Annotated in this window: 10 protein-coding genes; 5 read left to right on the top strand and 5 right to left on the bottom strand. The window is 45.9% G+C overall.

Annotated elements, in window-relative coordinates; genetic code table 11:
• Positions 1 to 18: 18 nt before the first annotated feature.
• The gene (locus MHI55_RS05910) at positions 19 to 1,752 is read right to left on the bottom strand and encodes a response regulator (protein ID WP_339189447.1); all 1,734 of its coding nucleotides are present in this window, start codon (positions 1,750 to 1,752) and stop codon (positions 19 to 21) included.
• 335 nt (positions 1,753 to 2,087) lie between these two features.
• Positions 2,088 to 2,990, bottom strand: coding sequence for a tyrosine-type recombinase/integrase (locus MHI55_RS05905; protein ID WP_339189450.1), 903 nt, complete (start codon positions 2,988 to 2,990; stop codon positions 2,088 to 2,090).
• 168 nt (positions 2,991 to 3,158) lie between these two features.
• Between MHI55_RS05905 and MHI55_RS05900 the strand changes: the two genes are divergently transcribed.
• On the top strand, positions 3,159 to 3,359 hold the full coding sequence (locus MHI55_RS05900; protein WP_017690333.1) for a cold-shock protein: 201 nt from the start codon (positions 3,159 to 3,161) through the stop codon (positions 3,357 to 3,359).
• A gap of 99 nt (positions 3,360 to 3,458) precedes the next feature.
• Positions 3,459 to 3,731, top strand: coding sequence for an HU family DNA-binding protein (locus MHI55_RS05895; protein ID WP_036606368.1), 273 nt, complete (start codon positions 3,459 to 3,461; stop codon positions 3,729 to 3,731).
• Positions 3,732 to 4,062: 331 nt separating this feature from the next.
• Here the strand turns inward: MHI55_RS05895 and MHI55_RS05890 are convergent, their stop codons facing one another.
• On the bottom strand, positions 4,063 to 4,707 hold the full coding sequence (locus MHI55_RS05890; RefSeq protein ID WP_017690335.1) for a Vat family streptogramin A O-acetyltransferase: 645 nt from the start codon (positions 4,705 to 4,707) through the stop codon (positions 4,063 to 4,065).
• A 35-nt stretch (positions 4,708 to 4,742) separates the two neighbouring features.
• A complete protein-coding gene (locus tag MHI55_RS05885; protein ID WP_339189453.1) occupies positions 4,743 to 6,431 on the bottom strand; it encodes a methyl-accepting chemotaxis protein in 1,689 nt (562 codons plus the stop codon).
• Between the two features lie 442 nt (positions 6,432 to 6,873).
• Here MHI55_RS05885 and MHI55_RS05880 point away from each other — a divergent pair, with 442 nt between their 5' ends.
• Both MHI55_RS05880 and MHI55_RS05875 read left to right on the top strand, forming a co-directional pair.
• Positions 6,874 to 7,374, top strand: coding sequence for a MarR family winged helix-turn-helix transcriptional regulator (locus MHI55_RS05880; protein ID WP_339189456.1), 501 nt, complete (start codon positions 6,874 to 6,876; stop codon positions 7,372 to 7,374).
• Positions 7,375 to 7,403: 29 nt separating this feature from the next.
• Positions 7,404 to 8,345: an NADP-dependent oxidoreductase gene (locus tag MHI55_RS05875; RefSeq protein WP_339189459.1), complete on the top strand. Its 942-nt coding sequence runs from the start codon at positions 7,404 to 7,406 to the stop codon at positions 8,343 to 8,345.
• 92 nt (positions 8,346 to 8,437) lie between these two features.
• On the opposite strand, the gene MHI55_RS05870 is transcribed toward MHI55_RS05875, so the two are convergent.
• Positions 8,438 to 10,423 carry a CotH kinase family protein gene (locus MHI55_RS05870; protein WP_340389264.1) on the bottom strand — a complete coding sequence of 662 codons (1,986 nt, stop codon included), beginning with the start codon at positions 10,421 to 10,423 and terminating at the stop codon, positions 8,438 to 8,440.
• A 458-nt stretch (positions 10,424 to 10,881) separates the two neighbouring features.
• Between MHI55_RS05870 and MHI55_RS05865 the strand changes: the two genes are divergently transcribed.
• Positions 10,882 to 12,618 carry a HAMP domain-containing methyl-accepting chemotaxis protein gene (locus tag MHI55_RS05865; protein WP_036606543.1) on the top strand — a complete coding sequence of 579 codons (1,737 nt, stop codon included), beginning with the start codon at positions 10,882 to 10,884 and terminating at the stop codon, positions 12,616 to 12,618.
• Positions 12,619 to 12,660 lie beyond the last annotated feature (42 nt).

Below are 12,660 nucleotides of genomic sequence, written 5' to 3'. Positions count from 1 at the left end.
CCCATCTGGACAAGAACTTCATCGGATCGAACCTTCACTTGCCGCCTGGGAAGCCTGTTTACGATATTCTTTGGGCGAGACGCCAATATGTTTTTTGAAACAAAAACTGAAGTAGTTGGGTTCGGCAAAGCCAACCTGCTCCGCAATTTCAAACGACTTCAGCTCGGTCGAGCGAAGCAGTTCACGCGCTGCCTCCATTCGGATCTGCATCAGGTACTGCAGGAAGGTAAGTTGTACTTCTTTTTTGAAAATGCCACAAAAATAACCGGAGCTGATATGCAAATGCCCGCACACCTTCTGAATGGACAGGTCCGGGTCGGCATAATGCTCTTTCGTGAAGACTAACGCCTGCTCGACAATATCTTTGTATACATGCTGGCGTCCGCTCGCAATGCGATGTTGCACGAGTAGACAGACCTCCTGTACCTTCTTCTGTGCCTCAGTAAGTCCCGGCAGTCGGAACAAATCCGCATACAACTGGAACCCTGCACCAAAGATGTCTTCCATCGCTTCTCCTGATGCCTGTGCTGCCTTCCATACTGTTGTTAATACTTCAATTAAATAGAGCTGAATATCACTTCGCCCGTGTTCCACTGTAATTTCCCGGAAAATGATCGCCAGTGCTTCCTCCAGCTCTGCTTGTGTACCTGCCTTCAGGCATCGTGTCAGCGTCTGCTGTTTCAACTCATCAAAACGCAACTTGCCCGCCGTCTGTCGCTCGACGTCCGCAATGTATATGATTGAATCTGTCCCGGGCACAAGCCGATAATCCAATGCCAGCAGGGCATCTTCATAGGCATGATTCACATCCGCGAGTGTATCCACAATCTGACCAGAGCCCACCGTAGCCGGGATACGTAAATAGTGGTTGATGCTGCGCATCACATTTTCCAATGCCTTCTGTTGTCGCTTCGCTCCATCTGTACCGCCCGTACGATCCACATAGAGCAGAACAATCGTCTCCTGATGCATAAAGGCATGACCAGCCCCATGCTCCGCCCAAACTTCTGCCGCAATGTTAAGTGCCGCAAAGCGTTTCAGCTCAGCATCCTCAGATTGACGCAAGGAACCTCCGGGAACAAATATCTCAGACTGGTCCGCTACCTCGGATGTTGTTGGGTTATGTCGCTGTGAAGGCTCGCTGAATACTCCCTCAGACTTCTCCTTCTGCACATCTCCATCCATATGCAGTGTCAATACGGACACCCCATAACGTTCTCCTGTCAGATCCAATCCGCATTGTTTGGCTTTACTATGAATATATGTTGAGGATTTCTGCCGATGGAGCAAGGTCGCCATCAGATCTGCCTGTAATAAAGGCAAACTGGTATGATAGTGCTCACGCAGCTGCTGTACATCTTCACGCTCAGCCACTTCAGCCGCCATCTGGGCGCGCAGTCTTGTGAGCAGTTCGGTGAGATGCCCTGCCGAGAACGGCTTCAGCAGATATTCATCCACACTTAACGAGATGGCTTGCCTCGCATAATCAAATTCATCATATCCAGTCAAAATGACCACCTTCACGAGTGGATTACGTTTCCTCAATCTTTGTGCGAGTTCCAGACCATTCATGAATGGCATGCTGATATCCGTCACCACAATGTCCGGCTCCACCCGCTCCGCCATCTCCAATGCTTCCCGCCCATTCTCAGCCAAACCGACAATCCGCAGATCGAGCGCTTCCCAATCGACCTCTACAACAAGTCCTTCACGCACATCTTCTTCATCATCCACCAGCAGTACCCGGTACACGTTTGGATTCCTCCCTTTTGATGACGGCCTTATGCCCTATCAACGAATATATATGTAGCATTGTGAATCATTTGATTTCTTTCTGTCACCGAATTGAAGCAAAATGCACAGGATCATGTTGATCTGTTCCAAGGTTGCCATCATAATATACAATATTATCAGGGATATGTAATCGCTTTCTTTGTTAGAGGTAAGGCAACCCTGTCGGGCAGTGCCTAAGTGAAATGTGAAGGATCGTATATGAATGCTAAAGGTAGGTTAAAGTAATACAAACACGGAAAATTTCGAAGTACTTCTAATTAAGAGGTGTTTTGATTCTGACTATAATTCAGAATTCATTCTTGTTCTTTACGATGATTCGTACTTAATGCTTTAAAATAAATCATTGTTGTATCTGGGTTGGTGTGTCCCATTATCTCGGCCAAACGGTGCAGTGGCGTATGCTCAGCCATGGCGTAGCCAAAACGATGACGCAGGTCGTGTGAACTCAGTCCTTCCAGCCCTGCTGTTATCATTACTTTTTTAATCAGGTGGCGCAGTGCTCTCTCCGTTAAACGATCATTTGTCTTCTCTGAAGGAAAAAGATACGCACGATCGGGAGCAAGATCAGATAAGTACTGATTCAACATGACAACACACTGCATATTCAAAGGGATCTTACGTTGCACGTTGCGTTTATCGGCGCTCACTGTCAGGTGACCGCTTCGTCTACCAAGTTCGATATCATGAGGCTTGAGGTTGCATACCTCCATCGTTCGCAAGCCTGTGTGAAACATAAGGGTGAGGATGGTCTGATCACGAAGGGAATTACCATACTCCACTGCCGCGAGGAATGCCTGCTCTTCTTCCAATGTCATTCGACGTGGACTTACTTTGTCTTCCGGAATGAATTTTAATGGTTTGGAAGGGTCATGACTGAGCCTGGATTCCAAGACAGCCCATTTGAAAAAACGCTTCAGCGTTATCAATCTCCGGTTAATGGTAGCTGGTTTCAATAACATAACTTGGTGAGCATCTTCACGATAACTGACTAAAGTGGATGTATCCACATCTTCAATTTGCAGTGAGAACTCTTCGCTGAGCATGGTGCTTTCCTTGTACCATTCGATAAAATGTTTCAGATCACTTGTATATTCCTTCACGGTTTTGGGATGCAATTCACCCTCATTAGCAAGCATATGTATGAATTCCTCTACTGTCGGTTCCCGCTGCACCGAAACCCCTGATGACTGATTCATTAGAAAATACCTCCAAATCTTGACTTATATTAGCGGACATGGTATTATCATATTAATCGATACATTAGCGGACATCAAGTTCGTGGTTTAAATGCACCAGGTGAGTGTCAATTTTAAATTATACTCGTCATAATGATCGGCTAAAAACTTATTTTTTGGAGGAATCACATGCAAACAGGTACAGTGAAATGGTTCAACGCGGATAAAGGATTCGGCTTTATCGAAACTGAAGAAGGAACAGATGTATTCGTTCATTTCAGTGCAATTCAAGGTGAAGGTTACAAATCTTTGGACGAAGGTCAACGCGTTCAATTTGAAGTAACTCAAGGTAACCGTGGACCACAAGCTGAGAACGTTACTAAACTTTAATTATATGAAAGCTGCCTTATTAATAAGGCAGCTTTTTATTTACACATATGTGTCACAGCAAAGTTTCCACATCCCAAGATTGAAAGCGAGGTATTCCCCATGGATAAAGAACAATTGATCACAGAAGTAGCTAAGGCTGGCGGTTTCTCCAAGAAGAATGCTGAAAAAGCTGTAACCGTTGTACTGGACTCGATTCTCGAAGCTCTCAAAGAAGGCAAAGAAGTTCAACTGGTCGGATTCGGGAAATTTGAAGTGCAGAAGCGTGAGGCAAGAACGGGAAGAAGTCGGAAAACAGGCAAAGAAATTCAACTACCTGCAGGTAAAGTTCCTGTATTCACAGCAGGCTTAAGCATGAAAGAAGCTTTAAATTAAACAACGCAACAACTTATTGAAAAGAGGTTTTTATTCAAACACACAATGATAATATGGATTTAAATGTCGTGTTTACTACCGTTGATGATATCATTAACTTTTATTCAGGCAAACAGACAAACTCGGATCATACAGAAAATCACACTCATTTGAAGCCCCCATCAACAAAGTCTGATTGTACCCTACGACCACCCACCCGTTAAATTAACATTTCATCTTGGACAACAAGAGGCCCTGATCCGCTCAAAACGGTCCAGGGCCTGATTTGCTTGGAAGCCGGCTCCATCAGGAACCAGCTTTTTTTGTCTTTTAAGCACAATGCACATCCATCCTATTTGCTGTTCAGAAGTTCGCGCAAGATCTGTAGATCATATGTAGAGACAAGACGTTCCAAATGCGTATCCAGCCATTCCTCATCCTGATCCCACCACTTCAATTCCAGCAGCAGTGCAATCGTCTCTTCGTCAAAACGCTTTTTAACAGTCTTGGCTGGATTACCACCAACAATCGTATAGGGTTCAATGTCCTTAACAACGGTTGAATTGGAGGCAACGATTGCCCCGTCTCCAATCGTGATACCAGGCATGATCGTAACATTTTGTCCAAGCCATACATCGTTCCCCAGTACCGTGTCACCCTTATATGGAAGTTGTTCCAGTGTAGGTGTCACACGCTCCCATCCTCCACCAAAAATGTTGAACGGATACGTGGTCATACCCTCCATCCGATGATTCGCGCCATTCATAATGAATGTCACACCTTCCGCAATTGCACAGAAATTGCCAATGACCAGGCGATCACCAATAAAGTCATAATGATGCTGTATCCGGTCATAGAATTGCTCTGGCGGATTTGTGTTGTCACTATAATACGTATAATCACCGATGTCCACGTTGGAACGCGGCGGCAGGTTTTGAATGTAACATACCGTACGGATATTCTCATTCGGGAAAAGTTTTGTTTTATCAGGGGCCATATTGTAGTCCCTCCTTTTCCCTATTGTAACAGATCTTAAATCTTAAACGGACTAAGTGAGGTCTGCAACTCTGTCGACACATCAGACAAAATAGCCGCAGATGCCTTGATCTGCTCTACCGACTTGAGCTGTTCATGGACAGAATCGGCAGCCTGTTGTGAATTGGTACTGGCCGTCTGCGCATGACGAGCGATCTCATGCACAGAAGCCACGATCTGTTCCACGCCTGCGGACATCTCTTCACTTGTCGCAGCCATGTCCTCAATCTCTGTAGCCATACGCAGGTTTGTATCCCGGATCAGGCTGAAGTTTTGCTCCGTTTCCCGGGTCAAGCGCAGTCCTTCCTGTACTTCGTCCTTCACTCTCGACATGGCCGATAGCGATTGCTGCATATCTTGTTCCATGGCTTCGACCAGTTCTTCAATACGATCTGAAGAGTCTCCGGCTTGTTCAGCCAGTTTACGAACCTCGGTAGATACGACGGCAAATCCTCTGCCATGCTCCCCTGCTCTTGCTGCTTCAATGGATGCATTGAGGGCAAGCAGATTCGTTTGATTTGCAATCTCATGAATGGCGGAAACCATCTGGCTAATCTGTGCCGACTTCCCTTCCAGCATACGAATGACTTCATCCGTTGTGGTAACGGAAGATTCAATGGTAGACATCTGCTGAACGGTAAGTTGCACCGCTTCACCTCCGGTTTCAGCCTGTTTGCGTGAATACAAAGCAGAATCCGAGATGCTGGAGGCCTTGTCCGCCATGCGTTGTACGGCTATCGCCACTTCTTCCATGGCCTGCAGATTTTCTTCTGTACTAATTGTCTGACTCTCGGCTCCTTGTGCGACTTGTTCAACGGAGGATGCAATCTGCGCCGATTCTTTGGACGTTTGGTCCGCAATCTTCAGTAGCAGCCCAGTCGAATGCTCTGCTTTCTCCGCAGCTTGAAGTCCTCCTTGAATGATGACCTGGAGATTACTTCTCATCTCATTGTATCCCATGCCCAGCATGCCAATCTCGTCTTGGACGTTGTCCACAACTGGCTGTGTGAAATCGCCCGTACCCGCACGTTTAATCGCTACGGATACCCGTTCGATTCTTACTCTCACCCTGCGAACGTACAGCAGGATCAGGGTAATTGCGACTAACATTGCAAGCAGGAATACGATCAGGAATGTCTTGAGGAACGAGGAGATAATCACATCAATTAACGATTGAGAAGCGCCAACATAGAAAATTCCGATAATCTCTCCGGATGCGTTCTTGATTGGTTCATAGGCCGTCTGATATTTCTGACCCACAACCACGGCTTCACCGAAGTATTTTTCCCCTTGCTGCAAAACGGTCTGGGCGACCTCGTCCGATACCTTCGTGCCGACAGCACGCTTTCCGTCCACCATGACATTTGTTGCAACACGTTCGTCACCTCGGAAGATCGTCACTGTGTCCCCAGACGCTTGTCCAATCTCATCCACCAGTTCGAAATTGCCTTCCAGCGCGGTATCTCCCTTGAATAATTGTCCGTTCTTAATGGCCCAATCTCCTGGATGCTTATATGTAATGATACTATTCGCCATCTCCAAATCTCGCTTTGCCTTCTCTGTAGCAAATGTCGTGATCCCCTGCTTCATCTCCATGATTACACTTACCGCCACGGCTGAAGAGAAGACGATAAATATACTGATAACGATCAAACTGATTTTGGTACCGATGCTCATGCTTCGCATGTGTGTGAGCCACCCTTTTCCCTATGTAATTGTGGGGATATTCAAGCCAATTTCGATTCCGTTTCGAATATCACTATAGTCTTATCGGTAGGAGTGTTCACAATATTTATAATATTTCAGTGACTTTTATCACGGTAATCAAAATTAAAAATCAAAGTTTTTCCGCTTTCTCCGTAATTATGTGAGAATGATCTGCTGTCTGGAAATTTAGAGGAGTTATATAAGTTGAACTAAAGAATATATACACTGGATACTCCGATGACAGAACAACCTTTCAATGAAGTTTTATTTCAGAAAGCTTTTAGGCGAACGCTCCGCTTCTTCAGGTTCTTTCTGTCCTCTACGTTTCATGTAGAAGTGTTTAGTTCAATTTATGTTGCCAACCACATATCCAAGTGTTATATTTATGTTGCCGACAACATAATCAAGAAAGTTGAGGTACATGATGACAGCCAAAGATGATTTCAAAAAGCCTGATAATCTCCAGGAATTAAATAATGAGGAATTCAGTGCAGTAGCGCAGTATCCCATCAGCTTTAGCATTTTTGCTCTGGCACGCTCTCACAAGGGTCTTGCTGCGCAGTTGATTCGGGATACCGGGCTTTTTCCCGGTCAAGAGATTATGCTGATGCAGTTATATGCACAAGACCATCAATCCCAAAACTCATTGGGTCGCACACTTCGCCTGGATCATTCAACCGTAGCCAAGTCTGTTCGCCGTCTGGAAGATGCCGGTCTCGTTACTCGGAGTCGTTCCAAAACAGATGGACGGGTGACCATTGTATCCCTAACAGAAGCCGGACGCGCACTGGAGGAGCAAGTGAATAACGCCTGGCGCCAAGTGGAGCAGATCACCACAGCTGGCCTCTCCGAGGAAGAAAAGAACTTACTGTTATCTCTTTCACAGAAAATTGCTGCACAGATTGATTCATCCCTATCCTAAATTTGCTTAACGAATGGAGCGTGTGCACAATGCATACATCTAAAATGAAAGCTATTCAGATTCATCAATACGGAGGACCCGATACATTACAGTTCGAACAGGAAGTCCATAAGCCCCAGCCAGCTGCCGGCGAAGTTCTGGTACGCATTCAGTATGCTGGAGCCATTCCACTGGACTGGAAGATTCGTAACGGCTGGTTGCAGGACGTGTTTGTCAAAGAGCTGCCTTATACACCCGGAACGGCCATGTCTGGCATCGTTGAAATCGTGGGAGAAGGTGTTGATACCTTTCAGTCGGGAGATCGTGTTTTTGGTAATGTGAAGGGTAGTTATGCCGAGTATGGTATGGCTCCTGCTCAGGATTTGGTGCATATGCCAGACGACCTGAGTTTTGAGGATGCTGCGACCATTAAAGGCGGAGCTGAAGCTGCATGGAAAGCACTGTTCACCGAAGGTGAGTTGGAAGCCGGGCAAACCGTTCTGATCCACGCTGCTGCGGGCGGTGTCGGACAATTCGCAGTGCAACTGGCAAAATGGAAAGGCGCTCATGTTATTGCTACCGCGTCTGGTGCCAATGTTGATTTTGTTACTTCATTGGGTGCCGATCAAGTGATTGATTACAAGACAACCTTGTTTGAAGAGCTGGTAAGCAATGTAGATCTGGTTGTTGAAGCTGTTGGTGGAGAGATCGAAGATCGCTCATGGGGTGTTCTGAAACCTGGGGGCCGACTGGTATCGTTAACTCAACTGCCTTCTGCCGAAAAAGCAGCGCAGTATGGTGTTACAGCCAAGTTTAATTCCAAATTCCCGACATCAGAGGATCTGTACACAATCGCTCAGCTAATCGCTAACGGTTCCCTCCGCTCAGAGATTGATTCCATCTTCCCTTTGAGTGAAGCAAATCAAGCGCATGCCAAAAGTGAGGCCAGACATGGACGAGGCCGGATTTTGCTGGATGTTCGCTCCGTCTAACCTGAAAAGCAGAACAAAAAGGGATTCGATCTGACCATCGAATCCCTTTTCTCGTTCTCCATACAATAACGTTGATCTGCAGGAGATATTTCTTATTTGGATGTAAGGCTTACTTGTGCAGCGGTTTGATCCCAGTCCACGGTAAGTCCCAGTCCTTCTGAGATGAAGCGTACAGGCACAAGTGTGCGACTGTTTTGAATGATCGCTGGTGCATCAATTTCGAGTGTATCTCCATTTACGGTTGCGGTGCTGCTCCCGATCTTGAGCACAAGGGTCTGATCATTCAGAACAGCTGTTACCGTCTTCGCCGTTTTGTCCCAAGTCACTTCTGCACCCATTGCTTCGAGGATTGCGTTCACAGGCACCATCACTCGGCCACTTTGCTGCAACGGGTCCTGATCCGGGAATGTGATCAATTTACCATCGAGAGTTACGGTAATGGTTTTGTCAGTTGTTCCGGATGAGGTATTCGAACCTGTCTCTTCTGGAGTCTCAGGCAAAGGCGTTACTTCACGTCCGAGTTGCTCTTGCAGATTCGCAAGACGGTTCATTGCAAATGTCGTCAGTGATCCGGCTGCCATGGAGCCCATGCCTCCGCCCCCACCGCCGCCAAAGTTACCACCAGGGCGTGTCTGGGTATTATCTCTACCCGTTGTTGCATCTGTTGTACCGTTTCCAGTTGCGGCACCCGGCTGAGTTGGAGGTGTCATTCCTTCGAAACCTTCAGGCGGAGTCATTCCTTCCATGCCTTCGGGTGGGGTCATGGCTTCAAATCCTGCTGGTGGTGTACCGCCCATACCAACAGCCGCGTCTGCATTTGCAGAATAAGCTATGTTGGATTCAAACTGTTCTGTCGTATAAAATTTCGTTGGATCTGCTTCTACGTAAGGACGAATCTCATCGGCAAGGCCAGTAATACGATCCTGAATGCCTTCCATGTAGTCCGTCAGTTCATTGACGTAGCTCAAATATTTTTCCTTATACTCTGGCACAGCAAGCAGGTTGTTAATCATCGGTACATTTTCCATGTTAATGCCCAGTACGGGCTCGTCCACAGATACGTTTGTTGCGTTGGCGTTGGTCGTGGTTGATCCGGTCGTTGTGCCACGTCCACCTCCACCCGAGTACCCGTTGAAGGACATGTTAAAGTCCCAAGGAACAACGGTGAACTTGCCAGCGGCATCACTGTAGAGCATGTAGTTGTGTCCTTTGTCGCCGTTATAGCTGTCATAGTTGCCAAAAACCATGTTGCCTGCAATATATTGAAGCGCTGAATCTACGTCCAGTACACTTTCAATATCGCCTTTTTCACCTTCTGGCATCTCGTTCAACGTTTGGATGAAGGTTTTGAGTTTGGCTTTATCCTTATCCGTACCCAAGTCTTTGGTGATTGTACTGTAGTCACTGCCCTCTTCATATTGAAGATAACTCTTCTCATCCGTATCATAGAGGACGCCTTCTTCGTAATCCTCACCGTAGTTGCGCTCCAGATAACTATCATCCACTGCTTCAACACCAGTATAGAAACCCACCAGCTCGCCATTAACATACAGATTAACATAGTTCGTCATCGGTACATCCATGCCAATGCTGCGCAGTGCTTCATAGTGAAGAACTTCACGCATATACGATGGATCAGCGTAGTTGTTGTTCAGTACCATTTTGTCCAATCCAAGTAGCGTTTGCGTTTTGTCGTATTTATCAAACTTCAGTCTGAAGCTGTAACGGTCTGAATCCTCCATCGAAGCTACAGCTTTCAAGGTGAGGTTCCCCTTGGTTGAGAAACCGACGTTGTCCAGCTTGTTGCCGTCCACTTCCACACTAACACTCTTATAATCTTTATCCAGAGGGCTTTCGAGCATGCTCTTCCAGTCTGCATCATCAATCGTTACATTCACATCAATAACGTTATCCGTCTGAAACAACGATTCATAAGCTTGCGTCACACCTGCACTTGTGGTTGTCGCTGTACTCTCTGCAGCATATGCCGCATTCGGACTTGCAATCAGACCAAAAGATGTCGTTACCATCGTCACGGACAATGCCGTTACTGCAACTTTTCGTAATAAAATATTCAAATGATGAATCCTCCTTCTTGGATTTCTGTTAAGCAACTGAGGCTTATGTAACCATGGTAGGGGACGAACCTTTAGTGAATCTTAAACGCGATCAAAAATGATATGTATCACTATGAAATTTTCATGGATATACAAGAAATATAATGAAAAAAAGCGCAATTATAACCTTGGAACCGGTTCATAAGTCCTATTTTGTTGCAAATATCTAATATTAATATGCCTATATAACGATATATCTGAAGAGTAGAACTTACCTGGAGTTCATATACGTGAATAGCAAAACCCATTACGAAAAACTTTTAGAAACAAAAGAGAATTTGATCAGACAGGATATTAAGGGACGATTTCACAGTTTTTAAGTCAACAATTACATAGCGTGTACAACACCCAGGGTAAGTCCTTCGTCACAATCGTAGAAGGAGTGAACCATCTTGTTTAATAAGCTTCGCTGGAGTACCATGCCTTTCTTTATCAAAAATTTGGTGATTTCATTCGGCAGCATCATGTTGATCGGTGTAATCCTGATTACTGCCGCGTATCAATTGCAAAAAAATATCTTGGTTGAACAGTTGCACGACCAGGCTACCGTCATCACCCAGAAATGGTACGATGATCTCGACACTGCCAAAGTGGCAGAAGCGGCTAAGGAAAAAAGCTACTCCGGTCCTGTACAGCTGGAAATGAAAACTTATCTCGATTCCATCCATGAATTCTATCCAAACATCGCGCAAGCGTACATTTTTGGTTCAGAACTTGAGCAAGGAAACGGAACGTCCATCATCGCGATTCCAACGAATCTGTTGGAACCATTCGAGGAAGGTAATCTACCCGCGGGTGCCATGTACCCGCTGCCTCAGAATAACGTCGTAGTGCTGGAACAGATGAAAAAGGACGGAAAACCTGCCTTCAGTGATTTCTACACGGATGAGTACGGAACCTGGACCACTCTGATCTATCCGATTAATAACGCAGACGGCTCCATGTATGCTGCTCTTTACTTCGATGTAGATGCAAGTGCCGTTCCAAAAGGCCTGAACAAACTGCTTACGTACGGTTTGATGTTCCTGATCGGTTTCCTGATCCTGTTCATGGTATTGCAATTCATTTTGCTGAAAAGAACGTTGCTTCCGATCCGCAATCTGATGAAAGGTATCGAAGAAGTCAGCACGGGTAATCTGGACGTAACCATCGATACCGGGCGAGATGATCTGGGTATCATCAACGAGAAGTTTAATGCGATGATCCATCGCTTCAATACAACCATCTATAAAGTACAGAATGCTTCACATCACCTCTCGGAATCTTCCAAACAACTACTGGGCATTTCCGAGAAAAATAATGTGAACATTCAATCCATCAGCACCAATATTCGAGAAATATCTACTGGACTGGTGTCACAAGACAAAGCCACTGTGGAGAACGCACGCGCCATGACAGAGATGTCAACGGTAGTTCAGACGATCGCCAGCAGCTCAGCCGATGTGGCAGATGAAGCACTCAGCATGGAGCAGCGCTCCAGCACAGGTAATGTGGTGATGCAACAAGTCATTGAGCAGATGCGCCTGATCTCGGGTGCGGTCCAAAATACGTCAAATTCGATTCAGTCTTTGGAAAATAACTCGAACCAGATTAGCAACATTGTTAACGTGATTACGGAGATTGCTGGACAAACCAACTTGCTTGCACTTAACGCTTCAATTGAGGCAGCCCGCGCAGGTGAAGAAGGAAGAGGTTTTGCGGTGGTTGCAGGTGAGGTACGTAATCTGGCAGAGCAATCGCAGGAATCAGCGAAGCAAATTCGACAGTTAATTGAAGAAATTCAACGGGATATTATGCAGTCTTCCGAAGCGATGCAGTTGGGTTCCAAGGAAGTTACCAAAGGCTTGGAAGTTACCCAAGAAACTGGTGTATTCTTCGAGAATATTCTGACTGCTACGAATAAAGTTGCAAACCAGATTCAGGATATCTCCAGTTCTACTGAAGAGATCTCGGCAAGCACACAGGAAATGTCTGCCACGGCAGATGAACTCTCTGCCAATGTCAGCAAAGCAGCAAGCAGCAGTAAACAAATTGAGCAGTCAATTGATGAGCAGGAAGCCTCCATGGCAGCCATTGTGAGTGCCTCCGATGAGCTCTCGGTTGTATCCGAACAACTGCAAGAACTGATCTCATTCTTTAAAGTACGTGCAGAATAGAATTAATAGGATATAGAGAACAAGAATACGACACAGTAAAAA

Origin of the sequence: Paenibacillus sp. FSL E2-0151 (genome assembly GCF_037993015.1) — a bacterium.
GTDB lineage: Bacteria > Bacillota > Bacilli > Paenibacillales > Paenibacillaceae > Paenibacillus > Paenibacillus amylolyticus.
The sequence above is the reverse complement of the archived record's forward strand: the minus strand, read 5'-3'. Positions and strand labels throughout refer to the sequence as shown.